Consider the following 25,703-nt stretch of genomic DNA (forward strand, 5'->3'; position numbering starts at 1 on the left):
TGAAGGAGCGAGCATAAATGTTAAATACAATAGGCGTTATTGGTTTAGGTGTTATGGGCAGTAATATCGCCTTAAACATGGCTAATAAGGGCGAGCAAGTAGCAGTTTATAACTATACACGCGATCTAACGGACAAACTTCTACAAAAGGTCGAAGGACAAGCGCTTACTCCTTACTATGAAATAGAAGATTTTGTGCAATCTTTAGAAAAACCAAGAAAGATCTTTTTAATGGTGACTGCTGGTAAAGCCATTGATTCAGTCATTGACTCCTTAGTGCCTTTCCTTGAAACAGGTGATGTCATTATGGACGGTGGTAACTCTCACTATCAAGATACAGAGCGTAGACACGATGGACTGATGGCTCGAGGTATCGGCTATTTAGGCATTGGAATTTCAGGTGGTGAGGTTGGAGCTTTGACAGGTCCTTCTATCATGCCTGGCGGCGATCGTGAGGTCTACGAAAAAGCGGCTCCCATTCTTACGAAAATAGCAGCGCAATTTAAGGGCACTTCATGCTGTACGTATATGGGGCCTAAAGGTGCAGGCCATTTTGTCAAAATGGTCCACAATGGCATCGAGTACGCTGATATGCAGCTCATTGCCGAGGCCTATACATTTTTAAGAAAAAATGTTGGATTGTCTGTTGAGGAGATCGCTGAAATCTTTGAAACATGGAATCAAGGAGAATTAAAAAGCTATTTAATTGAAATTACAGCTGAAATTTTACGCAAAAAAGATGATGTCACAGGCTTACCTCTGATCGATATGATTCTTGATAAAGCTGGTCAAAAAGGAACTGGCAAATGGACGAGTATGCAATCTATCGATAATGGCATCCCAACTTCGATTATTACAGAGGCTTTATTCGCTCGCTATATTTCATCATTAAAAGAAGAACGAGTTCGTGCAGAAGTAGTATTAGCAGGTCCAAGCAGTACTCAGCCAAATCTCGATAAAGAAATGTGGGTAGAATATGTCAGACAAGCCCTCTATATGGGGAAAATCTGTGCCTATGCACAAGGCTTTACGCAATATAAAATGACTTCAGAGCTCTATAATTGGAACTTACCATTAAAGGATATTGCGCTCATTTTCCGTAGTGGCTGCATTATACGTGCAGAGTTTTTAAATGTTATAAGCGATGCTTATGAAAAACAACCTACACTCGCTAACCTATTAATCGATCCTTACTTTGCAGAAAAAACAAAGGACTATCAAAGTGGATTGAGAAAAATTGTGTGCGAAGGTATACAGGCAGGTAATGCATTCCCATGCTTAAGTGCATCGCTCACATATTATGATAGTTATCGAACTGGTTCATCTAATGCTAATTTGCTACAGGCACAGCGCGATTATTTTGGTGCTCATACGTATGAGCGAACTGATTTAGCAGGTGTTTTTCACACAGATTGGTAAGGAAAAAGCTAAAATATACATCATTGTTCAATGATTGTATATTTTAGCTTTTTCATAATCTCTATACACATGTACTCGATTACGTCCTGCTTGTTTTGCTGAGTACAGAGCTTTATCTGCTTTGTTCAAGAGTTGATATAAGGTATCTTCCCCATTTGTCCCTTCAGCTACCCCACAGCTAATCGTAGTCGTAATGATTCCCTCTGTAGTCTTAAGCGGTTCTAGCTCTACACTCTGACAAAGCTTATTTGCTAAAGCCTCTCCCTCTACTGATGTGCATCCTCGTAACGCAAGAACAAATTCCTCACCGCCATATCTTGCAAAAAGCTCACCATGTTTTAATTCATCCTGACAAGCCTTAACGACATGTACAAGTACTTGATCACCCACTGCATGACCATACGTATCGTTGACATGTTTAAAATGATCAATATCCATTAGCACCACTGTAAATGAGGAAGAAGTCCCTTTCGCCTCAACGTAAGCTTGATTACATTGTTGAAAAAATGCACGGCGATTATAAATTTGTGTAAGCTCATCATAATAAGCCTGTTTTTCTAACATTTTCTGGAGATCTTTCACCTCCGTAATATCGGTGAAAATTAGTAATAGTCCACTACCGTGATTCACATGCTGCAGTGCTGTAATACGCACTTGATACGTACAATTAGTAAGATCCAGCTCAAATTCCTGCGCCTTCACCACGCTCTCCCATGTAAAGGGAATCGACTGCCCCGTTACCTCAAGCCATACCTTCGCAAAGTCCATGCCGAACATCGATCTCGTTAATGGTGGCATCATCTTATAACAGGCTTGATTAAATTCTATTAATCGAAAACTCTCATCTAATACGATAACGCCATCATTGATACTATGAAAGATAGCATCTTTAGCGACCGGCATTACTCTAAACAAGCGCGATGAATGTATAGACCATAAATATAACAGTGAGGAAGCCCATAAAACCATTGGGACTGGATCCATTCCTTTTGGTGTTAAGCCCAGCAAGTAGACAAATGCTGTTATAATGGGAATCAACTGCCCACACATTAATGCAATTAATTGTGGTCGATAGGACTTAGCTGTTTTCTTCCAATGGGTCAGCACTAATAAAAATGCTACAAACATGCTAGAAAATGTGAATATGCCGTGAATGATATACCATAAACCAATTTCCTGATGAATATAAGGCGCCCCTAAAACAGGGTCAATTTCAAATATTCGATAATGCAAATGATGGATATCATTTGTAGCAACCAACACTATACTAATAGCAGGAATAACAAGAATTCCAATGAGGGTTTTTTTTGATAATTTAAAGCCTAAATACTGCATGATAAACAATAAGCCTAATGGTGCAGAAGTTGCCATACCAACATATAGAATAGTTGTCCAAATCTTTATAGCCTCAAGCGATGTAGCTATTATGCAAAACGCAGAAGCAAAACAGTACACCGTTATGAAAGCTGTATAACTAATAAACAATTGAGCAATTTTTGTATAATTAAAACGTTGTAGAAAGACATATAAACATAAATACAAATTTAGTACACCTGATGTACAGCAAAGAGTAATAAAAGCGGTCAATTGCGAATTCATGTCTATGTACCTCTTTAAACTTTTATTTTAATGTAGCATACATGCAAAACTTTGTGGATGTATTTATCAATACTAGCAGGCAAAAATCGAAGGAGTTTCAGGAGGGCAATATGACTACTAAAGACAGCCTAGACATCATTTTTTCAGATCCAACCAAAAGCCTTCCCCACCCCTTTTATCATAAGCAAATTGTGTTTACAGGCGCTCTTTCCACGATGACTCGTTCAGAAGCAGCCAAACAAGTAAAGGCTTGCGGTGGATTTTTACAAGGCACCGTCACACAACAAACGGATTTTGTCATCCTTGGAGACAAACGTCGTGGCATCAGTACTAAACAACGCAAAGCCGAGCAACTAATGAACTTTGGTCATGATATTCAAATACTTATAGAGGACGATTTTTTATGGCTGATTTCGATACCAAAGGAAGTTGAAGGATAAGGGAATGTACGAGGTTATCGGCAAATATAAAAGGCTAAATCCTAATTGATTTAGCCTTTTTAACGTCTATTAATTTTTAGGAATTATTTATTTACTTTAGGTGCCGGGTAATCAAAGCCCTTCGTGTCCACTTCTACTTTTTTCATTTGCTGATCTTTTAATGGTTTATCTGTAGCATCTCGCTCAGCAGCAACAATTGCATCTACAGTTTCCATACCTTCAATGACTTTCCCAAAAGCAGCGTACTCTCCATCAAGATGTGTCGCTTCTTTTACCATAATGAAAAATTGTGATCCTGCCGAATTTGGATCTTGCGAGCGTGCCATTGAAATAACGCCACGTTCATGTTTCAGGCTATTGTCCCAACCGTTTGAGGAAAACTCGCCATCAATTGAATAGTCAGGTCCACCTGTACCATTACCTGAAGGGTCTCCACCTTGAATCATAAAATCAGGAATGACGCGATGGAATATAAGACCATCATAAAATCCTTCTTTCACTAATGAAACAAAGTTAGCTACAGTATTTGGTGCTACAGTAGGCTCTAATTCTATGACAATTTTTTCGTCATTGCTCATCGTAATTGTTACAATCGGATTTTCTTTCACCTTGGATGCGTAATTTTCTTCTGATTCCTTTGTTGTACTTCCCTCTGTTTTCTTACTGTCATTCGCTGTACCACAGCCCGTCAATACGAAAATAAGTGCTAGCAATGATAACATTGCATAAAAACCTTTGTTACGTGTGAACATCTTTTCAACTCCTCTTATTTACCATCTATTCATTATAAAGCTATTCCATGGTTGACCACAATCAATCACACATCGTGTCAGGGTGATTTCTTGTTTCATAAATTAAAATACATTTTGGATATATAACATTAAATAATCAGAATATTTAACCAACAAAGAGGTGAATGCTCATTTAGAGAGAGGAATTTTTAATGCACTGTAGAATAAAATTAGGAAGCTCTCTTATATTGAATACATTTCCATGTTTGTAAATTTAATTTTAAGCCATTGGAAAAAGGCATGGGTATTTATTCAGATAGATGGAGGTCAAATAAATATTAATAATATTTTAATATTTTTCCATTAAAGAAGAGCAAACCCAGTTTTGAACTGCCCTTTATTTTCCCGTGAAAATGTTACAAAGTTCACGTACAAGTTGTTTGCATTTTTTTGGTGAACATTTACTTTTCATTCCTAGTAAAAACCTAATAGATCATTATTGCCACTGTAGAATGTAATTAATTTTATTCAAAGGATTCTAGTCCTACATAAAAAGGGTATTGGCTAAAATCGAAAGATTCTCTTAAGAGATTTTAACTAATTTCTACATTTTTTTACCTACCTGATTATTACTACTGTAAAATAAAATAATAAGACATTCGATACGAATAAAGCAAAAATTTAACATTTTTTCTACAGGACAATGACAAAAAATTGGGGGTTCATTTACATGTCTATAGAACAAACGAGATATTCTCGACTGGCCAATATAACGAAAATGATAAACATGAAGCTTGATTTACGTGAAGTATTGGAACAGGTAACAATTGCAATATCTGAAGAAATCGTCAACTGTGATTCAGTGGGAATTTATTTGCCACAAGAAGATGGAACATTCAGAGGATATGTAGGAAAACCAGAAGTAATTAACGGTTGGACATTGAATATGCATGTCATTGAGACTGAAATAGATTTACTGGCAAAGGAAGTAATTGAAACAAAGAAAACAATTTATATTCCTGATACTTCAAGAGACAATCGCCCTGACCCTAGAGCCGTTGAAGGATTTCATATTAAATCTTTATTAGTACTTCCTATTTCCTTTGAACAAGAGTTATTTGGACTTGTTTTTTTATTTGATTATGGAATTCCAATGAACTTAACAGAGGAAGAAATTCAAACGGTTGAGGCCTATGTAAATATGGCTGCGGTTGCGATTCAAAACGCAAACAACTTAACTTATAAAGAGCATCTTATAAATGAAAAGCAGTTACTGCTTGATGTCACACGCGACTTATCCATGTGCTCTTCACTACAGGAAAGCCTTGATAAATGCTTTTTCTACTTAGAAAAGGTTTTAGATAATAAAAATATAGGTGTTCACTTATTAGATCCTTTAGCAGAAAAAAGTATTAAACCGGCTAAGTTGAGTAAGGATAGCGATTGGACCGAAGAGAATTGGCTTAAAACGCATAACAAAATAAAAATTGATGAGAGCAATGATCCTGTCATGCAGGAAGTTTTTGAAACGAAAAAAGCCATTCTTATTCCAAATGTATTTGAGGATGACAGGCCAAATCATGAAGTTTGTCGTAATTTCGGCATAAATGGTTTAGTTATGTTTCCTTTGATTTCAATGGGTGAAATTTTAGGACAAATTTCTATTGTTAATCTTGAAAATAAACCTTTTTTCTATTCCGACACTCAATTACAGTTAGCTCAATCCATTGTTGATACTACTGCATCTGCCTTATCAAACCAGTTATATATGGAAAAACAAGAGATTATTATTGAGGAGAGAACATCGGAAGTAAGAGACAAAAATAAAGAGCTAGAACGTGTTGTCGCGGAGTTGCAGCAACTTAGCCGTGAAAAAGAGTTAATTCTCAATTCGGCAGGTGAAGGAATTTTTGGATTAGATCTTGACCGTAACATTACATTTTGCAATCCAGCAGGTGCGCTCATGTTGGGGTATGAAACAGATAGAGAATTGATTGGACAATCAGTTGAAATTATTATGAGTGGTTGTGAAGCAGAGGACAACACTACTGTTTCCCCCTTCTTAAATACAAATTTTAACAGCTATGAAGTTTTTTTTAGAAAAGATCATTCCAACTTCCCCGTTGAATACGTCACTTCTTTAATAAAAGAAGGAGATAAAGTCGTAGGCGAAGTTATTACATTTAAAGATATAACGCAAAGAAAGCAATTAGAAGAAAAAATTAAATACCACGCCTATTTCGATAGTTTAACGGATTTGCCCAATAGAGTTCTTTTATTAGACAGACTAACGCAAGGACTGAAGTATGCGAAAGTAAATGGTGAAAAATTAGCTGTGCTCTACTTGGATTTAGATCGTTTCAAGTTGGTGAATGATTCGCTAGGTCATAGTTATGGAGATTTATTACTTCAAAGTGTTGCCAAACGTTTAAGTGCCTGCGTCCCAGAAGATGCAACTGTATCAAGGCAAGGTGGAGATGAGTTTACAATCTACTTACCTAATATTAAGTGTGAGAATGACATTTTAAAAGTTATTAATTGTATCAATGCTTCTTTCTCTCAACCTTTTAATTTAATAGACAATGAAATATATATTAAAACAAGTATTGGTATCAGTTTATTTCCTGAAAACGGCGATACTACAGAAACGTTAATCAAAAATGCCGACACAGCCATGTACAAATCAAAGGAAACGCCAGGTACTAGCTACCATTTCTTTAGTGAAGGAATGGATACAAGAACTTTTGAGAGTATCAAACTTGAAAATGATTTATATAAGGCTTTAGAGCGAGATGAATTGATTATCTTCTATCAGCCACAAATAAATTATAAAACAAATAAAATTAAAGGTGTGGAAGCTTTATTAAGATGGAATCATCGAGAACATGGCATGATAACGCCTGATAAGTTTATTCCACTTGCTGAAGAAACAGGGTTAATCGTCCCGATAGGTGAGTGGGTTCTTAAGGAAGCATGCAAGCAATTAAAAGAATGGCATAATCAAGGATGCCCTCTAATTAGTATGTCTGTGAATTTATCTGTTCATCAGTTCGAACAGAATAATTTATTTTCTATTATTGAAAGTGTCTTACATGAAACAGATTTGTCTCCTGAATATTTACAGCTAGAGCTCACAGAAAATCTAATTGTAAAAAATACAGAGGTAACATTAAAGACGATGACACAATTGAAGGGACTTGGGGTCAATTTAGCTATTGATGATTTCGGTACCGGTTATTCATCTTTAGGTTATTTAAAAAATTTGCCGATTTCCACATTAAAAATTGATAAATCCTTTGTACAAGAAATGTTAACGGATGATGCAGCAGCTATTACTAATACAATCATTACCCTAGCTCAAAATTTGAAATTGGAGGTTATTGCTGAAGGAGTCGAAACAAAAGAGCAAGCAGACTATTTATTGGCACAAAATTGTCATTTCATGCAAGGATATTTCTTCAGTAAACCTATGAAAGCTGGAGAAATTATGAAAAAATATTTCTGTTAGCCTACTAAATGAATATGCAAAGGAGAAATGATGATGAAAGCAGCTCGCGCAGTCTTAGAGTATTTAAAAAATAGTGGTGTGCAATATATTTTTGGTATTCCAGCAGGCTCAGTCAATGCATTTTTTGATGAACTCAATGATATGAGTGAATTAACACCTATTGTCACAAAACATGAAGGAGCAGCATCTTATATGGCTGCGGCTTACGCAAAATACGCCAATCATCTAAGTGTTTGTATTGGTTGTAGTGGACCTGGTGGAACAAACCTAGTAACAGGTGCCGCAAATGCTATGCGGGAGCATTTACCGGTTTTATTTTTAACGGGTGCTGTTCCTGTTAACACGATCGGTTTAAATGCCTCTCAAGAGTTAGATGCTGAACCAATCTTCCGACCAGTTACCAAATATAGCGTAACGGTTAAAGAATCGAAGGATTTACTAAAAGAAATTGTAAAAGCCTCAGAAATCGCTCTATCTGGCGTGCCAGGTCCTGTACATATCGCTATACCAATAGATGTTCAACATGAAACCGTTCCAAACCTCGAAATACCAGCTCCACCAAAAGGAACAGCTATTATTCCTGAACTAGATACCATTAAAAGTGTAGCTGAAGAGCTATTAGCAAGAAGAAGTGGCTATATTTTAGTAGGACAAGGTGTAAGAAACTCTGTTGATCAATTATTAGAGTTAGCAGAAATTTTAAATTGGCCAATTATTACAACACCACAAGCTAAAGGTTATATTCCAGAGGATCATCCTCTCCTAGTTGGTGTGTTCGGCTTTGCTGGCCACGAGGCTGCCTCCCAATTAATAGCTGATGGCGACGGGCAAGTTTTATTCATTGTTGGTTCAAGTTTAGGAGAAACAGCCACAAATAATTACAACTTAAACCTTACTAAAAATCGTTTTTCAATACAGATGGACTTTGATCAATCCGTGTTCAACCGAAAATATGACATTGATTTACCGGTGCTAGGTGACATCCATATTAGTTTAATATTGCTTATTGAAGAACTAAGAGCTAAAGGTCTAGCAAGAACTTCGTTTAAGGTTACAGAAAATAAAGAGATTTATGAAGCAAACACAGGGGAATATAACACGAAAAATGTATTGTTAACTATTCAAAAATATTTACCTGCCTCTACAAGATACGCTATTGATATTGGTGAATTTATGTCCTATGTCATTCATCATATGAAAGTAGTAGAGTATGATACATTTAATATAAATGTCCATTTTGGAGCTATGGGAAGTGGAATTGGATCTGCTATTGGTTCAAAGTTAGCTGAACCTGAACGTCCTGTTGCATGTATTACAGGAGATGGTTGCTTTTTCATGCATGGGATGGAGATTTTAACAGCAAAAGAATATCATCTACCCATTTTATTTATTGTCATGAATAATGCTCGTTTAGGGATGGTATACCATGGACATGCTTTACAGTTTAAGCGTACGCATCCATCCTTTGAGCAACATCCGATTAATATTAGTGCTATGGCCTCAGCGATGGATATACCAAGCTTCCAAGTAACAGAGCTGCAAGACCTTAACCAAGATATGCTTCATAACTTGATGAATTTAAATGGTCCAGCTGTATTGGAAGTAGTTTTAACAGACAATAATACACCTCCCATGGGAGATCGAGTTAAATTTTTATCCTCTTTTGGAAAGTAAAATTTATTGCTAATGATGAAAAGGTCATATAGATGGGGTGAATAACCCCTCTATATGACCTTTTTAATTTATAAATGCGAAAATGATTGTTGAATGACCCCTAGTATAGTACCTATTGTTTTTCCTTTAAAAGTATCTGAAACAGCTTCACTCGTGGGATTTGAGTAATAGTAACTATCCATTGTATCATCGAAGTAATATCCGATACTTGCTAGTTTATGCCGTAAATTAGTTGGTAATTCTTTAAGCCCAGTTTGTTCAAAGAAATAATTTGTAGGATAAACCTTCACATCTATATCCCCTGCTCCTGTATGTACGACAAATAAATCCTTTTCATGTTGAACAATCCATTGACCCTTTGAATATAAAGATAGCCTTGCTCCCTCTAGTGAGGAAATGGCATCCAAATTAACACCAAACATTTCATTTAGAATACTCCGTGCCTTTGTCCCTGTTATATTTCCCTCATATTGTTGTAGAAAGGAATCTATTGCCTCTCTTCCTGATAATGAAGAAATTCCTTCTATCTCTTTATTTACAATAGGAGCTTCATCTAAATTAATTTTATAAATTAAATTTACAACATGCCAAATCTCCGTACTACTAATCTTTTCTTCATACGTCTCTAAATGCTGATCCATCATTTCTGCCTTCTTCATCTTCGGCCCTCCCATAAAACCATTCTAAGAACCCACATTTCAAATTTTTTAAATTGCACATGACGTTAATAAACCATAATTCCCTTGTCTAGAGCAGATTGATTTTGTACCGGATTTCCTAAAATATATAGCTTTTTCAAATTCGGTAGATTTACTAAAGGCTCTATATTTGAAATAGCGTTGTTTTCCAAGTGAAGCACCTCAATTTGTTGCCAACTCTCCAAAAAACTTAACGATTGTAATGAACTATCTTGTAATGTGAATGAACGTAGAGCTGAAAAACCAGCAAAGAAAGGCATCACCTTATCAACCTCATGCACCCAATCACCATTACCTACTCGCATCGATACATCATTTAAAGTTAAATGCAACAGCACATTGTTCGTTAATGGATGCTCACTAGTAAATTGGAAATTACATTTAGAACAATTTAATGTTTTTACATGTTTTAGATTGAATAGCTCACTCGTTTCTTCATCAAAAAATGTCTCGTCTAAATATATTGTTTGCAAATTGGGTAGGTCATTTAAAGAACTAATCTCTGTAAAAATCCCATACTCCTTCGCTGTAAGTTGTTCGAGCTTTGGGTATTTCCGTAATTGAGCACCATTTAATGTCGAATCCGAACCACTTATATCCACAGTCAAATCTTCTAAACTAGGTGCCTCTAGCTTCGATATAAAAGAACCTGTTATTTCTGCCTTTTTCAAATGGGGTGCTACTATCGGTGAAGTGTCGCCAGAGTAACCCGTTAGCGTTAACTCCGTGAGTGATGTTAGACTGTTCACAATATCAAGTAATTCCAATTGACCTGGAGAAGATAAACGTAGCTTTGTTAAAGACGACTTATTTCTTAATTTTTCTAAATTAGCAATGTTCATATATTCAAGATCAAGTGATTGAAGATTAGGCATGTTTTGTATAAAATCAAGTGTTTTTAAATTTCTTACCGATGAAAGCTTCAATTCCTGTAATTGATTCAATGAATAAAAAGAGCTAAAATCTGTCGCATCACTATTATCGATCGTTAATGATTCTAAATTTGTTAAAGTAGACAGCCATTTAAAATCATTGGTAAACTTTAAAGACAATGATTTTAGCGGCAATTTATTTAGAAGCTGGAAATCTGTGACCTCTTCCGCCAAATAAGATATTTCTAGTGATTGGAGATTGGGAAACTCTAATAATAAAGCAAGCTCATTATTGCTTCGAATTTGGATAGAGAGTTCTGAAACCGTAGATTTATCAGTAAAGTATTCAGCAATTTTACTAAAAGATTCATTAAAGCTTCCTGTATAGCTTTTTAAGTTTTTCAAATGTCGAAAGCTTACATTTTCACTTTGCGATATTTCATAATCATTCATCAGCTTCAATACGGTCAATCCTGTAAATGCCTCGAAGTCCTTTTGTTCAATTTTTTGTGTATTTAATAGCTTATCCTTCATAATATAGGTCACAATTTCTGCTTCCTTATTTGTAAACGGATCATCCAGACTGTAATCAAAATGCCATTGATCCTCAAAAAAATACGCAGCCAAATAACGGATGCTTGCAAGTTCTTCTTTACTTGGCATTACATTCCCCTTTTCAAAAATATCTTTTAAAAAGAGTAGTAAAACCTCGCTTTCTGGTATTGTTCGTACAGATGTCTCTTCATAATTCCCTTCTTCTTTTTGATTGTTGCTTAACAGCAAATATCCAAAAAATACACATAGAAAGACAAACGGTATGAATAGAAGTACTTTTAAATTCGATTTTGGACGTGTCGCTGTATGAGGAGCAGTTGTACCATAATAATTATTAATCGTTTGATCTACATAGTAGACTTTATTTTCTTTTAACATTATTTCAGTATCACAAAATGGACATTTGAATGAATGCTCCTCTTTAAATTCAATGTTTCCATTACAATTAGGACATTTTAATGTAACAAATTCCACTGGCAATCCCCCTCCCTGTCTATTTCCAATTAAGCTTAGTGGTCTGAAAAATAAATGTCAATATTTCTAATAAATACTAATCGTATCCTCCCCTAGATCGACAATAAAAATGCTGTGAAGACCTATATTCAATCCCCATTAATTTTAAGAAGAATATCTTTGAACTTTCTTCTAGGTGGCTAAGCCTATTAGTTGTGAAGTAATAAAGGAAATATGGTATCTTTTTGCAAGGTAGTATTTTGGAAAGAGAGGATATTCATCAATGAATCAAAATAATTTCTGGCTTGATTTACCACGGCCATTTTTCATTTTAGCACCTATGGAGGATGTGACAGATATTGTATTTCGTCATGTCATTAGCGAGGCAGGTCGTCCCGACGTATTTTTCACGGAATTCACCAATACAACAAGCTATTGTCATCCAGACGGCATGGATAGCGTGCGTAACCGCTTAGCTTTCACAGAAGATGAACAGCCGATTGTTGCCCATATTTGGGGAGACAACCCTGAACATTTCCGTCAAATGAGTATCGGTATGAAAGAGCTGGGCTTTAAAGGGATCGATATTAATATGGGTTGCCCAGTCGATAATGTAGCTGAACGTGGTAAAGGAGCTGGCTTAATTCTTCATCCTGAACTAGCATCAGAGATTATCCAAGCCGCTAAAGCTGGTGGTTTACCTGTTAGCGTAAAAACAAGACTTGGCTTTACAGATGTAGCAGAGTGGCGTGAGTGGCTCACTCATATTTTAAAACAAAACATCGCTAACCTTTCTATTCATCTACGTACACGAGAAGAAATGAGTAAGGTCCCCGCACATTGGGAATTGATTGCAGATATAAAAAAACTACGGGATGAAATAGCTCCTGATACATTGCTAACGATCAACGGAGATATTCCTGACCGAGTGACAGGTTTAAAATTAGCTGAACAATACGGTATCGATGGAGTAATGATTGGGAGAGGCGTGTTTTCAAACCCATATGCCTTTGAGCAAGAGCCGAAGGAGCATAGTGCAGAGGAATACCTGAGCTTGCTATCCCTTCACCTTCATCTTCATGATCATTATTCTAAGGAATTTGATACTCGTTCATTTAAAGCATTACAACGTTTCTTTAAAATATATGTGCGTGGCTTCAAGGGAGCTAATCAATTACGCATTCAATTAATAAATGCCCATTCAACCGATGAAGTACGTGAACTACTTGCAGCGTTTACTAGAAACCAATTAACAAAGTAAGCTTTCATAATAAAGGAGACTGGCTATTGCAAGCCAATCTCCTTTTTGGTTGCTTTGTCATACATTTCGATGCATTTTGAAGACTACAATTTCTCTTCTGAATTTTCTTTATAGATCATCTCTTTATTGTCAGAATGAATGCTTTTCATTCCATGAAAAAATGAATATTCACTCCTTAAATAATTTTCTAACTCTCCTTTATCGTGTGGAAGCTGAGTTAAGTAATACTTTGAGCTATCAATTCTTTTTTGAATTTCTTGTTGATTTTGGGTCGTCATTCCGTGACCGGGTATATGGGTTGTGATGGCATGATTATGTAAAATCTTTTCCGCCTTATTCATCGTATTCACATAATCCTTATAGCTGCTAAAGATGAACGGAAATTCAATATCGGACAAGTAATCGCCCGAAAGAAATAACCCGTATGGCTCTATCACTGTAAATAAACCATCATCTGTATGGCCAGGGGCTTGGTAAAAGGTCATCGTAATGGAATCTAACTCTACTGTATATCCATCCTCTGAAACGACAATATCAACTGTAGGATATACAGGGGAATAACTCCTATGTAAATAATATTTCTGATCAAATTGATGAACTTTTTGAATGCTTTCTGCTTTATTCGAATTGTCATCAAATCGTTTAGAGGCAATTACCTTGGCCTCTGGAAACGCTCCTGAACCAATGATATGGTCAAAATCACTATGGGTATAAATAATATATAGTTGTTTGTCACCCTGAATGTTATTTATAAAATCTTGAATTTCTTGAATTTCGCTAGGTAACCAATTAGGATCTGTCATAATGATTGCTTCATTCGTTTGAATGATTGCCGAGGTAGTCATATATAATGCACTTTGAAAAACTGTAATAGTATTATTTTGGAATTGAATCATCAGGAATCTTCCCTTTCCTTTTTTAAAGGTAGTTAGTACGGCAGATTTTGAACAAGATTTCTTCATGTAAAATTTCGATCAAACTTAGTAAATTCCTCCTTCAAGAAAAAATGTTAGGAAGTAGGAATGACGTATAGCCATATTTGATGTAGCTATTAAAACTAGTAGCCTTATCGATAGTGGAAATCCAATAACCCCGTGCAACCTAGAAATATTTCTCTTGTGAAAATATTTTATGATATGATGTTTAGGTTGTTTATCTGCTCTGTGACACATTTATATTCATCTAAGAAAGAGGTATTTATGCACCACACACAATTATCCAAGCGACATTGGTTACTTATTTTAACACTTACTTCATTAACATTCGTGCTGGGGACAAGTGAATTTGTCATAGTCGGAATCTTAACTGATATTTCTTCAAGTCTACAAATGACAAACGCAAAAGCAGGCACACTCGTTTCTGCATTTGCCATTACATTTGCCATTGCTACACCACTTGTGATGTCCGCAACAAGTCACTTTCCTAAGCGAAAATGGATGTTGTTTTTGATAGCAGCTTTCATAATCTTTAATGCTTTGTGTATCATTTCCACGAACTACATTATGCTGCTGCTACTTCGTATTATGACAGCGGTTGTAACAGGCGTTTTAATTTCTCTAGCCATGATTGTTGCAAGCGAAACCATGCCTAGTAACAAACGTGGACTTGCCATTTCATTCGTTTTCGGCGGTTTCACACTGGCAAATGTCGTGGGGGTACCAATTGGTATTGTAATTTCTAACTCGTATGGATGGAATGCCTCTTTCATGTTAACCACTTTACTAGGAGGGGTTGCGTTTTGGGCATCCTTCTTCGTCTTGCCAAAGGGGCTCAGTCAAGTACGTAGCTCCATACGGGATCAGTTTTCTCTCATAATCAAGCCACGTATTTTAATGGCCTTTTTCATTCCTGCTCTAGGATTTGGTGCAACTTACGCGGTCTTTACGTACCTTGTTCCTATTTTGAAGGGAATGGGGGCTCCAAATAATTCTATTAGTCTTATCCTTTTTGGATATGGGTTTATTTCGATATTCAGCAATATTCTCGCTGGTAAAATTGCCAATCACAATGCTATCGGTCGCCTCCGTTTTGTTTTTCTCGTGCAGGCAATTGTTCTAATTTGTTTATTTTGGACTACCAATCATTTTATTTTAGGACTAGTAAACATCGGATTAATGTCTTTAATGGCAATCCTGTTAACAACATCCACTCAGCTATATTTAATTGATCTTGCTGAAATTTACCAGCCAAGCGCTAAAGGATTGGCCGCTTCACTTATGCCAGTTGCGAGTAACGTAGGTATTGCTTTTGGATCTGCATTAGGCGGAATTGTTTATCATCAAGGGAACTTAATGAATGTAACATGGGTCGGTGGACTCGTTGCGATCTGTGCAAGCCTACTAACATTTTTTAGTCATCACTTAGATCAAAAACAATCTGCATAAAAAACGAAAGGCATTTACTGTTGAGATGGTTTACAAACACTATTAGCTGGCGATTTTTTAACAAATCGCCAGTTATTTTTATTTCCAAAACCACACTCTAAAATGTTTCCCCTCCAATAATGGCCTCTTTCCTCTTCTATAAGCTACTACTCGACTGGCTATATCTATATCGGCTGTTTTGATAGGATTAAAGGGAAAAATTCGGATATTTATTTCCAATTCAAAAGTTCTGTTTTTATATTCTATTACTAGGAAAATAGATTTAATCTATACTTCATAAATTGATACTAATTATCAATATTTCATAATATTTAAATATTCCGATACTCGAACTAATTCAATTGTGATAAATTGGAAATATCACACTAAACTGAAAAGTGTGACAATTAGAGGCAGAGGAGGAAATGAGATTTGAAAAATTTTAAGTTTATGAAGTTTTTTAGTAGTATTCTAGTTTTCGTAATGGTGCTTTCTCTATTAGTTCCATTGTCGAGTGCTAGTGCTGAAGAATCGAAACCCTTCAAGCAGGATAGTCAAAGTGAAAGTATTATTCAACTAAAGGCAGCTATTGCTGAACAGCTAAGCTTGTCTAAAGATGGTCCAACTCTCCACGAAAGCTTACAAAATGTATCAGGCAATCAAGAGGTTGCAGTCATTGTTCATTTATCTGAAAAGCCTGTTGCACTAGAGCAAGGGATAAGCCAAATCAACGGCAAGAGATTCTCTAATGCGCAAGAAAGTGAAGCTCGTTCAAATGTAAAAGAACAACAAGCACAAGTAAAAGAAGAGTTAGTCACTAAAAATGTTCAGATGACTCAAGGATACACATTCGATACTGTTTTAAATGGCTTTGCAGCCACTGTGAAAGCAAACGATCTCCCAAAACTGCTTACAGTAGAAGGAATAACATTAATAGAACCTGATGTCATTGTTCATGCATCAGAAGATGATACGACGAAATCATCAAAACTTTTAAAAGAAGATCAATTAGAAGCTCAAATGAATACAAGTAATTCTTTCCTTGGCATCGAAGAGCTTTGGAAGGAAGGACTTGAAGGACAAGGAATAAAAGTAGCTGTATTAGATACTGGTATTGATGTAGATCACCCTGAATTCGCTGGAATTTATAAAGGTGGAAAAAACTTTATTCCAAATTCTTCAACTTACACGAAGCCTCGGGCAGATAATGATGCATCGGAAACATTGCCTTCAGAGCGTCCAGCTGGGACACCTGAATTTAATGAAAAAGGAAGCTCATTCTATACTTCTCACGGTACACATGTTGCTGGAACAATTGCAGCAATTGGTGCTAACGAATACGGCATTAAAGGGATTGCTCCAAAAGTAGACCTTTATGCTTACCGTGTGCTTGGAGCATATGGAAGTGGCGCTACATCGGGTATTGTTAAGGCAATTGAAACTGCGGTCATTGAAAAAATGGACATTATCAACCTTTCACTTGGTGGGGGAGCTAATACTGAAACGGATGCTGGTTCATTTGCTATAAATAATGCAATGATAGCTGGAACAATCGGAGTAGTTGCAACAGGGAACTCTGGTCCAAATCGCGGAACAATGGGGACGCCTGCAACCGCTCGTTTAGGAATTGCTGTTGGTAACACAACAAATCCTGAAACCATGTACAACGGAGAAGTAAATGTTACGGTTGGCGACTATAACTTAACTAAACAGCTCCCATTAATGGGGACTACTTTCGGGAAAAATGTTGCAACACAGCTTCAAGGAGAATTTGATCTAGTTGCTGTTCCTGGAAATGGCGAAGTAAAAGACTTTGAAGGAATTGATGTAGACGGTAAAGTGGCACTGATTTCGCGTGGCGGCATCGCCTTTGTTGATAAAATTGCGAATGCAAAGGCAAATGGAGCTGTCGCAACCATAATTCATAACTTTGCAGGCGGATCAAACGCACCAGATATTTCAGGTACATTCCTTGGTGATGCATTCGAATATCTACCAACATTCGATATGTCCCAAACGGATGGTAATGCCATTCGTGCTGCATTAGCAGGCGGAACTGGCAAAGTAAGTTTTAGTAAATTTGCTTCCACTAAGACACTGGGGGATGATGTAAACTCTTCTAGTTCACGTGGACCATCTACTCCAAACTTTGATATTAAACCAGATGTAAGTGCACCTGGAACAAATATTATGTCAACGATTCCAATGTATAAAAAGGATTTTCCTGATGCAGATTATGCGGAAGCTTATGGTCGAAAAACAGGAACATCAATGGCAACACCGCATATTGCAGGTATTGTGGCATTAGTTAAGCAAGCCAATCCTAATTGGAATGCGTTTGATGTAAAAGTGGCGCTTTCCAATACGGCACAGGTTTTAGATAAAACAAAATACGATGTGTTTTCTCAGGGTGCTGGGCGTGTAAATGCATATGCTGCAGCTCATCCAGAAATTCTTGCTTATGCACTTGATAGCGCAATTTTAGATGGAACGGGTGCAGTTACTGAAAACTTGAAAGGTACAGTTACTTTCGGTCCACAATCACTTAAGGACCAGAATATTTCTGTAACGAAACAAGTTCTAATAAAAGACATGAAAGGAAACGGAGGCAATTATAGCGTTTCAGTTGATGTGACAAAATCATTTGGTGATGCAACTGTTACAGTAGATCAGCCGACATTTAATTTAAACGGTGAGCAATTGTTAAACATTACATTAACTGCTTCACAAGCTACGGCACCAAATGGCTCTGAATTACTAGGGTATATTTACATCAATGGAGGATCTACAGAAATTTCATTACCATTCGCAGCTGACCTTGGTGGCGAAGCAGTAACAGAAATTAAGGATTATAAGATTACAGAGACAGACCTATCCTTTAACGGAGATGGCGTGAAAGACTCAGCTGTCCTTTCATTCACATTAACAGGAGATGTAACAACTAACTATATCGAACTTTGGGATATTATGAATCCTGAAGGCGGAGAATACGGAGATGGCTACATTGGTTATCTACATGCAGGTACAGCGCTAGGAAAAGGCTCTTATACATTGAATGTTGGTGGGCAGTATAAACCTTGGGGATCAGAACCTGCCACAAAGATTCCAGATGGTCTCTATACAATTGACTTTACAGGTCTTGCATCATCAGGAGTAGTTTCCGGTTATGTTGGACCAATTATTGTAAAAACAACTAAACCAGAAATTACTGGTTCAGTAACTGAAGGTGTCGCTACAGGACAAGTAACAGATAAATATATCGACTACAATGAAGAGTTAGTTTTATACGATTTAAATTACAATTTAAATGATAAATTAAAAGCTTCCTATATTTCTACGGTAAATGGACAAGAACAAGCGCCTGTTGCTTTTGAATTAAATCAAGATGGTAGTTTCACATTCCCAGTAACAGCGGAAACTAATGCTGTAACAGTAAAAATTACTGACGCCGCCGGGAATGTTGGTGAAGCGAAAATATATGAAAAAGAAATAGGTGAACCAGTAGTAACACTTTCTGTAAATCCAACTGAGCTAGACCTAACAGCTGGGGAGACTGCACAGCTTAAAGTAACAGAAACGTCAACACCTTCAGAAGGTGAGGCAACAGAGGAAGACGTTACATCAAAAGCGACGTATGCGGTTGGAGATGAAAATATTGCAACAGTAGTAAATGGATTAGTCACTGCAGTAGGTGAGGGTACGACTACCATTACTAGCTCACACGGGGCTAATACTGTTACGGTAAATGTTACAGTTAAAGCACCTGTTGTTGAAGAACCAAAAGTAACACTAGAAATTGACCAAGCTCAGGTTGAAACTAGAATCGGTAAAGAAGTTACAGTTAAGATTACCGAAGTAACTTCTTTGAATGGTGAAACAACAGAAACAGATGTTACAAAGCTTGCAACCTATGAAGTAGCAAATGATAAAATAGCTACTGTTAATGCAGGGGTTGTAAAAGGTAAAGGTCAAGGTACTACGACGATTACGGTAACATATGGTGACCACACACTAACATTTGATGTGTCGGTTGAAAAGCCAGGTAATGGCAATGGCAATGGCAATGGTAATGGCAACGGTAATGGCAACGGTAATGGCAATGGCAATGGCAATGGCAACGGCAACGGTAATGGCAACGGCAACGGTAATGGCAATGGCAATGGCAACGGTAATGGCAACGGTAATGGCAACGGCAACGGTAATGGCAACGGCAACGGCAACGGTAATGGCAACGGCAACGGTAATGGCAACGGCAACGGTAATGGCAACGGTAATGGCAACGGCAACGGTAATGGTAATGAAGTTACCAAGATTGAGGCATAATTTACCTCTGTTCAAGCAAAAAGAGAAATTGCTCTGTGCAATTTCTCTTTTTAACTTTTCTTATACGGTCATTCTTACTATGACCTATTCGTATTGATATTCTCGCTATCCTCTTTATCTTTCATAAATAAACTATGAAGAAGGATCTTCGTAACGCGGCCAGCGTGGTTTTACATTTATTCAATAATTCCTAATAACATCGTTGATGCTAAAGTTTACATTAATGGCATGGCACATATAGAAAAATTTTTGCTTTTATTAAGCATCTAATGTTTTATAAATCTTTTTGACTCTTTTTAATTGTGGTGCTGTTAGGTATTTTTCTCTTTTTCGTAACACTTTCAATAATTCCTCTTTATTTTCATCTGTTACGGCTAATAGCGTACTTTCCGAGTGCTGAGGAATTTCTTTTGGTCGACAATTCTCAAGGTGATGAAGTAATATTGGAAAAATCACATCATTATTTTCCTTACTGACAGCCGCTAGTTTCGCAAGAGTTAGGACGCCTTTATCAATTGTAATAACTGACCCCTCTTTCATAGCACTTTTTAATATATTTAGATGAGCCATAATGGTTACTGATGTTACCTCGGCAATGGTTGCTAATGCCATCATTCCGCCCCAGACCAAACGATTATTAGGGCTCCTTAACAATTCTATAAAAGTCAGGACATACTTACTGATCAGTTCTGGTTTAACTTGCCCAATTTCGTACGCTACTTTAATACAATCGTATTGAATCTTTTTATCTTTGCAAGTTAGGTTTTCAATTATTTCTTCTATGCCCGTATAATTTTCTTCATGAACTAATTTATGTGCCAGCTCAATATTTGACTCTTCATCATTTCGACTTAGTTGAGAAGCTAACAGGTCCACAACTGACATGATTATCCCCCATTTAAGAAATTTATTTAATGTAGAAACATTATCACATTTAGCCCTTAACAAATCAGGTATCTTTATCACGGAAATAGTAGCATTTAATAATAGAAATATTATTGCAATATAAATGCCATGGACGAAATCAAATTAACACCTCCTTGTTCTTTTTCTCAAAAAAATCTGTGTTACGATGATTTTACATTAACAACTAAGAACCCACATGGAGGATTAATAAATGCTTAAAAAAATAATTTCGATTGTACCAGTTGCAATGCTCTCGGCAACTTTAGGTGCTAATGCTCAAGCTGCAACAATTAACGTACAAAAAGGTGATACTCTTTGGGATTTATCTCGTGCACATCATACATCTGTAGAAAATATTAAAACATTGAATCATATTACTACTAACCTTATTCATCCTGGTGATGTCCTTACCATTGCACAACAATATACAGTTAAGTATGGTGATACATTATGGGACATAGCCCTAGATCATCAAGTCTCTGTTTCGCAAATTAAAGAATGGAACCAATTACATACGGACCTGATTCATCCGGGTTTACATCTAACTATTATTGATGGTACCAAAACGAGTACGGCTGTAACTGACAAATCAATAAAACCTGCAGCTCATGCAGCAAAGGAAACAACAACTTCAGTAACAAATAATACAACTGCAACGGAAAGTAAACCTGAAGAAACTGTTTCATCAACAAGTAAAACAGCTCTAAAAGACAGCGTATCTGAAGCAACTGCTCCTTCAACAAGCAATACTGCTTCAAAGCAGAATGCACCTGAAGCAAATGCTTCTTCGACAAATAAAACTGCTTCAAAGGAAATTATAGTGGAAGCTTCAGCTTATACGGCTTCATGTGAGGGGTGTTCCGGTATTACCGCTACTGGAATTAACCTTAAAACAAACCCAAATGCGAAGGTCATCTCAGTTGACCCAACTGTCATTCCACTGGGTAGTAAAGTTTATGTGGAAGGCTATGGTGAAGCAATTGCAGGGGATACTGGCGGTGCCATTAAAGGAAAACGAATCGATGTCTTTTTCCCTTCTCAACAAGATGCCATTAATTTTGGAGTAAAACAACTAAAGGTCACAATATTAGACTAACTTAACCAGCCTAATAAACGACGGTGTAATTAATATGGCTACCGAGTCACAAGTCACAGCGAATGTTAAATTGTCAGAAGATGAAAAGATGGGTATAAGTTATCCATTAACTTACAGATTAATTGTAAAAATACAGAATTAACAAATTGAAACATTAAGCCACTAGAGAAGTGGACCCTGAAGTATTGTTCTACAGGGTCTATATTTCGTTCATTTGTACATATCATCAAATAAAAAATGTAAAAGTTTAATACATTCCCCTTAAAACATAAGCCGCTCTATAAAAACATAATACATATGACTTTTAACTATTTAATAGGTTTATATCTGCATATTGATAAAAAAATGAATGGAGTTGATAGCTTGGTAAAGTTCGACCCAGAAAAACTATTCGTTCAATACATACATGGGATAACTACAATGAAACCTGTCATTCCAAGACGTTATACACTTACTCACTCAGATGATACTGGCGATCTATTTTTAACGATAGGAAATGAGTATGCTTGGGATAAAGTGAATACTAAGATGAGAGATGAGGTCTTAGGTGAATGGATTACTAATGGGGAATGCTTTTATTTATATTTATATATAGAACAAGGAGAATACAATCAAAATACATCTGTAAAACGCAATAAAATATTTAGGCGTGAGTTACCCCTTGCACTAACAGCCATTCGATATGGCGATAGATCACTATTTAATCAATACCCTAAACTGGATAGCGCTAATATTATCGTGAACTTTATATCCACTTATCCTCAATTTGCTAGGCAAGAGAATTGGGGTACATTCAGTAGTTATAGCAATCATTGAAGAAAATTCGCTATATTGATTTCAACATGTCAGGTGGAAAAGTATCTAAACCTCGTATTATGAAACTGATAAGGAGATCCATTTCCACCAGCACAAGAAAAAGGACATAAATGCGAAAAACAATGATAAATAAAATTAAACCACCTAAAACGCTGACATCCCAACGCTCTAGGTGGTCTTTTCAAAACCGCACTTACTTATGATACGGTTCATCGTAACAAGGATAAGTGAGGTTTTTATTTGAGTTACAACTTGTCTTTATTTTTGCCCTCATTCAGACATAAACAACTCCGATCATCAGCAATAGCAAAGAGTTTCCGATTAAACTGTTAGTACAGATCCATCTATTCAATCTACTACACTACTTGCTCTATGTGATTCATTAATAATATCAGTTACTGCTAAATATAAATTTTCTGGTTGTTCTGCAATTCGATGACAAAGGTACAAATACCACTCACTTCCATACGTTAAATAGACTCTACAACGGTATTCCTTCGTTCTTAATTCATTGAGTAACTCTGGACGTACACCATACAACATCTCTAATTCAACATTCGATTTATCAAGATATTGACGTCGCTCTATCTCTTGAATAAGCATTTCATCATGCGTGGCGATTGATATCGGGTGATTTGCATTCACTAACTGTTCAACATACTCAAGATAACGGCTATTCAGTTCTTCTGATCTGATCATGGCTATATCAACAGGCTCTTGAAAAGCCCCTTTTACAAGTCTTATTTTTCCTGGATATTGAATAAGTTCTTGTAAATCTACCTCTGTACGATAAAGATGAGCTTGTATTGTTATTCCAATATTTGTATGGTTTTTTGCTATTTTTTTATAAAGAGTGAGAATATCACTTGTCTTAGAGGATTCTTCCATACTTATCATTAAAGTTATTCCATACCACTGAGCTTTTTGTGCAAGCTCTTCAAGGTACTGATAAGCAATCTCATCATTAATAGAAAGGCCTATATGAGATAAATCAAATGATACAGTCTGCTTTAAAGACAATATCCCCATTTCCTCAATTACTTGTAGAATCTCATCCTTTGCCCTTTCACATTCCCATAAATCGGTTGTATTTTCCCCAATATATTCTATGGAGATATTATAATTATCCTCGAGATATTCACGTGCAACCGTGATGACATCCTCTCTCTTTTCTCCTGTTACATATCTTTTTGCTGCTTTCCATAATAACGGATAGAGCTCTGTTGATTGTTGCACAGCATATTTCAAGTGCTCATCTCGTGCTGCGCTTTTTAAGGCTTGAATCACTAATTCTTCTACTTTTTTCATATTTATTCCTCCTCTTGGATATTGATAAATACTTTATCATGATATAATTGGTTACTGTAGAACCACTTTAAGGAGATTTTAAAGGTACCACTTTCATATCGGAGGGATGAAAAATGTTATGGATACCTATTGATCGAGCATTAGATATTCCTTTAAATCGTCAAATCTATCAACAAATACGCGAAAAAATTTTACGTGGACACCTCCATGCAGGAGAAAAACTAGCATCAACACGCGAGCTTTCAGTAGAATTAAAAGTATCAAGGAATGTCATTTTAGAAGCTTATGATCAGTTACTGGCCGAAGGCTTTTTAATTGCACGAAGAGGAGCCGGTACATTTGTTGCAGAGGGGGCGTTATTAACACAACAGACAAAGCCTTTTATTACAAATAAAGTAGGAGATTTGATAGCAGGGAAAGAAGTTATAAATTTTCGCTCGGGTATCCCTGCACTCAACTTGTTTCCTCGTAAAACATGGGCTAAGATAAGTCATCAACTTTGGCACGATAGTGAACCCTCCACTTTGGGATATGGAGTACCAGAGGGGCGCATAGAATTAAGGCAAACCCTTGCCTATTACTTATTAAAAACAAGAGGCGTTGAATGTCATCCAGAGCAAATTATCATTACATCTGGTGCTACACAAGCAATGATGCTTGTATCGAGATTGCTGTTATCACCTAATGATATAGCTATTATGGAAGATCCTATTACGAATGATATTCAAACCATCTTTAAGAACTCTGGTGCCACAATCTATCCAATACCAGTAGATGAATTGGGAATGAAAACAACCCTATTACCAGACAATATTGACCCTAAACTAGTGTTTTTAACACCCTCTCACCAATTTCCATTAGGAAGTACATTACCAATTCAACGTAGAATTCAATTAATTGAGTATGCTAGAAAGAATCATTGCTTTTTAATTGAGGATGATTATGACAGTGAGTTTCGCTACGAAGGCCCACCTGTTAGCTCTTTGCAGGGCCTTGATCCAGAGCTTGTTCTCTACATCGGCTCTTTTAGTAAAATTCTCTCTCCAGCACTACGAATAGGATACATTGTCCTTCCAACACAGCTTATCGAAAAATGTCGCCAATTGAAATGGTTTACAGACTTACACACACCTTCCTTGGATCAACTTACCCTTTCTCGTTTTATCCAGGAGGGCTACATGGAAAGACATATCACAAAAATGAAAAAGTTTTATAAAAGTCAACGTGATTTTCTTATACAATGCTTACAATTAACTTTTTCACATAAAGTAAAGATATTCGGCTACTCTACAGGTATGCATTTAATTGCAGAGTTTGAGAAGATAGAATTTACGCAAAACTTATTACTGAAAATTGAACAATTTGGTGTAAAGGTTTACCCTGTAGAGGATCATACAATTAAGAAGGGAATTTATAATAACAGATTAATTATTGGCTACGGTCATTTACAAAAAAATGAAATTGAACTAGGCGTCACTAGACTATTTCAAGCAATCAATAATTAGGAGAATATCTATGTTAGCTTCTATTGAAAAACCATCCAATCGCCATATCATATCCACTGCCCCTTTCAGTAGATGCCTTAGATGATTCTCCCATTCCGCTGTAAATTATATTCATTTCAAAGAAAAAAAGCTTAAGCTGAAATATCAGCTTAAGCAAAAACCGCCTTAACTTATTAT

17 protein-coding genes are annotated in these 25,703 nt (G+C 36.4%); 10 read left to right on the forward strand and 7 right to left on the reverse strand.

Annotated features, from left to right (window positions below; all coding sequences use genetic code 11):
• The first annotated feature begins 17 nt into the window (after positions 1-17).
• Positions 18-1,418: a decarboxylating NADP(+)-dependent phosphogluconate dehydrogenase gene (gnd, locus tag B3D94_RS06250; RefSeq protein ID WP_291755786.1), complete on the forward strand. Its 1,401-nt coding sequence runs from the start codon at positions 18-20 to the stop codon at positions 1,416-1,418.
• Positions 1,419-1,445: 27 nt separating this feature from the next.
• Here the strand turns inward: gnd and B3D94_RS06255 are convergent, their stop codons facing one another.
• Positions 1,446-3,017 carry a histidine kinase N-terminal 7TM domain-containing diguanylate cyclase gene (locus B3D94_RS06255; RefSeq protein WP_291755787.1) on the reverse strand — a complete coding sequence of 524 codons (1,572 nt, stop codon included), beginning with the start codon at positions 3,015-3,017 and terminating at the stop codon, positions 1,446-1,448.
• 110 nt (positions 3,018-3,127) lie between these two features.
• Here B3D94_RS06255 and B3D94_RS06260 point away from each other — a divergent pair, with 110 nt between their 5' ends.
• The gene (locus tag B3D94_RS06260) at positions 3,128-3,457 is read left to right on the forward strand and encodes a BRCT domain-containing protein (protein ID WP_291755789.1); all 330 of its coding nucleotides are present in this window, start codon (positions 3,128-3,130) and stop codon (positions 3,455-3,457) included.
• Between the two features lie 83 nt (positions 3,458-3,540).
• On the opposite strand, the gene B3D94_RS06265 is transcribed toward B3D94_RS06260, so the two are convergent.
• A complete protein-coding gene (locus tag B3D94_RS06265; protein WP_291755792.1) occupies positions 3,541-4,209 on the reverse strand; it encodes a peptidylprolyl isomerase in 669 nt (222 codons plus the stop codon).
• Positions 4,210-4,918: 709 nt separating this feature from the next.
• On the opposite strand from B3D94_RS06265, the gene B3D94_RS06270 reads away from it, so the two are divergent.
• Both B3D94_RS06270 and B3D94_RS06275 read left to right on the forward strand, forming a co-directional pair.
• Positions 4,919-7,696, forward strand: a complete 2,778-nt coding sequence (locus B3D94_RS06270) for a bifunctional diguanylate cyclase/phosphodiesterase (RefSeq protein ID WP_291755795.1) — start codon at positions 4,919-4,921, stop codon at positions 7,694-7,696.
• Positions 7,697-7,729: 33 nt separating this feature from the next.
• Entirely contained in the window at positions 7,730-9,370 is a 1,641-nt protein-coding gene (locus B3D94_RS06275; protein ID WP_291755906.1) for a thiamine pyrophosphate-binding protein, read from the forward strand.
• 68 nt (positions 9,371-9,438) lie between these two features.
• Here B3D94_RS06275 and B3D94_RS06280 read toward each other — a convergent pair whose 3' ends face one another.
• Both B3D94_RS06280 and B3D94_RS06285 read right to left on the reverse strand, forming a co-directional pair.
• Positions 9,439-10,029, reverse strand: a complete 591-nt coding sequence (locus tag B3D94_RS06280) for a hypothetical protein (RefSeq protein ID WP_291755797.1) — start codon at positions 10,027-10,029, stop codon at positions 9,439-9,441.
• A 65-nt stretch (positions 10,030-10,094) separates the two neighbouring features.
• Positions 10,095-11,969 (reverse strand): leucine-rich repeat domain-containing protein, encoded by a 1,875-nt coding sequence (locus tag B3D94_RS06285; protein WP_291755799.1) that lies wholly within the window; start codon positions 11,967-11,969, stop codon positions 10,095-10,097.
• A gap of 262 nt (positions 11,970-12,231) precedes the next feature.
• Here B3D94_RS06285 and B3D94_RS06290 point away from each other — a divergent pair, with 262 nt between their 5' ends.
• Positions 12,232-13,209, forward strand: coding sequence for a tRNA dihydrouridine synthase (locus B3D94_RS06290; RefSeq protein ID WP_291755801.1), 978 nt, complete (start codon positions 12,232-12,234; stop codon positions 13,207-13,209).
• Between the two features lie 83 nt (positions 13,210-13,292).
• Here B3D94_RS06290 and B3D94_RS06295 read toward each other — a convergent pair whose 3' ends face one another.
• Entirely contained in the window at positions 13,293-14,105 is an 813-nt protein-coding gene (locus tag B3D94_RS06295; protein ID WP_069483453.1) for an MBL fold metallo-hydrolase, read from the reverse strand.
• Positions 14,106-14,408: 303 nt separating this feature from the next.
• Between B3D94_RS06295 and B3D94_RS06300 the strand changes: the two genes are divergently transcribed.
• Positions 14,409-15,593 (forward strand): MFS transporter, encoded by a 1,185-nt coding sequence (locus B3D94_RS06300; protein ID WP_069483138.1) that lies wholly within the window; start codon positions 14,409-14,411, stop codon positions 15,591-15,593.
• Between the two features lie 411 nt (positions 15,594-16,004).
• The gene (locus tag B3D94_RS06305) at positions 16,005-19,895 is read left to right on the forward strand and encodes a S8 family serine peptidase (protein WP_291755804.1); all 3,891 of its coding nucleotides are present in this window, start codon (positions 16,005-16,007) and stop codon (positions 19,893-19,895) included.
• 258 nt (positions 19,896-20,153) lie between these two features.
• On the opposite strand, the gene B3D94_RS06310 is transcribed toward B3D94_RS06305, so the two are convergent.
• Complete coding sequence (locus B3D94_RS06310; protein ID WP_069483136.1) at positions 20,154-20,780, reverse strand: hypothetical protein; 627 nt, start codon at positions 20,778-20,780, stop codon at positions 20,154-20,156.
• A 232-nt stretch (positions 20,781-21,012) separates the two neighbouring features.
• Between B3D94_RS06310 and B3D94_RS06315 the strand changes: the two genes are divergently transcribed.
• Both B3D94_RS06315 and B3D94_RS06320 read left to right on the forward strand, forming a co-directional pair.
• Positions 21,013-21,897 (forward strand): 3D domain-containing protein, encoded by an 885-nt coding sequence (locus B3D94_RS06315; protein ID WP_069483135.1) that lies wholly within the window; start codon positions 21,013-21,015, stop codon positions 21,895-21,897.
• A 363-nt stretch (positions 21,898-22,260) separates the two neighbouring features.
• A complete protein-coding gene (locus B3D94_RS06320; protein ID WP_069483134.1) occupies positions 22,261-22,713 on the forward strand; it encodes a staygreen family protein in 453 nt (150 codons plus the stop codon).
• 348 nt (positions 22,714-23,061) lie between these two features.
• Here B3D94_RS06320 and B3D94_RS06325 read toward each other — a convergent pair whose 3' ends face one another.
• Positions 23,062-24,021, reverse strand: coding sequence for a proline dehydrogenase family protein (locus B3D94_RS06325; RefSeq protein ID WP_069483133.1), 960 nt, complete (start codon positions 24,019-24,021; stop codon positions 23,062-23,064).
• A 113-nt stretch (positions 24,022-24,134) separates the two neighbouring features.
• On the opposite strand from B3D94_RS06325, the gene B3D94_RS06330 reads away from it, so the two are divergent.
• On the forward strand, positions 24,135-25,526 hold the full coding sequence (locus B3D94_RS06330) for a PLP-dependent aminotransferase family protein (protein ID WP_069483132.1): 1,392 nt from the start codon (positions 24,135-24,137) through the stop codon (positions 25,524-25,526).
• Positions 25,527-25,703: the final 177 nt, after the last annotated feature.

The organism is Lysinibacillus sp. UBA5990 (genome assembly GCF_002429815.1).
GTDB lineage: Bacteria > Bacillota > Bacilli > Bacillales_A > Planococcaceae > Lysinibacillus > Lysinibacillus fusiformis.

Bases quoted from the DNA above. Each gene is read 5' to 3' on its own strand.
- gnd (WP_291755786.1), top strand. From the start codon at position 18: ATGTTAAATACAATAGGCGTTATTGGTTTAGGTGTTATGGGCAGTAAT.
- B3D94_RS06255 (WP_291755787.1), bottom strand. From the start codon at position 3,017: ATGAATTCGCAATTGACCGCTTTTATTACTCTTTGCTGTACATCAGGT.
- B3D94_RS06260 (WP_291755789.1), top strand. From the start codon at position 3,128: ATGACTACTAAAGACAGCCTAGACATCATTTTTTCAGATCCAACCAAA.
- B3D94_RS06265 (WP_291755792.1), bottom strand. From the start codon at position 4,209: ATGTTCACACGTAACAAAGGTTTTTATGCAATGTTATCATTGCTAGCA.
- B3D94_RS06270 (WP_291755795.1), top strand. From the start codon at position 4,919: ATGTCTATAGAACAAACGAGATATTCTCGACTGGCCAATATAACGAAA.
- B3D94_RS06275 (WP_291755906.1), top strand. From the start codon at position 7,730: ATGAAAGCAGCTCGCGCAGTCTTAGAGTATTTAAAAAATAGTGGTGTG.
- B3D94_RS06280 (WP_291755797.1), bottom strand. From the start codon at position 10,029: ATGAAGAAGGCAGAAATGATGGATCAGCATTTAGAGACGTATGAAGAA.
- B3D94_RS06290 (WP_291755801.1), top strand. From the start codon at position 12,232: ATGAATCAAAATAATTTCTGGCTTGATTTACCACGGCCATTTTTCATT.
- B3D94_RS06295 (WP_069483453.1), bottom strand. From the start codon at position 14,105: ATGATTCAATTCCAAAATAATACTATTACAGTTTTTCAAAGTGCATTA.
- B3D94_RS06300 (WP_069483138.1), top strand. From the start codon at position 14,409: ATGCACCACACACAATTATCCAAGCGACATTGGTTACTTATTTTAACA.
- B3D94_RS06310 (WP_069483136.1), bottom strand. From the start codon at position 20,780: ATGTCAGTTGTGGACCTGTTAGCTTCTCAACTAAGTCGAAATGATGAA.
- B3D94_RS06315 (WP_069483135.1), top strand. From the start codon at position 21,013: ATGCTTAAAAAAATAATTTCGATTGTACCAGTTGCAATGCTCTCGGCA.
- B3D94_RS06325 (WP_069483133.1), bottom strand. From the start codon at position 24,021: ATGAAAAAAGTAGAAGAATTAGTGATTCAAGCCTTAAAAAGCGCAGCA.
- B3D94_RS06330 (WP_069483132.1), top strand. From the start codon at position 24,135: ATGTTATGGATACCTATTGATCGAGCATTAGATATTCCTTTAAATCGT.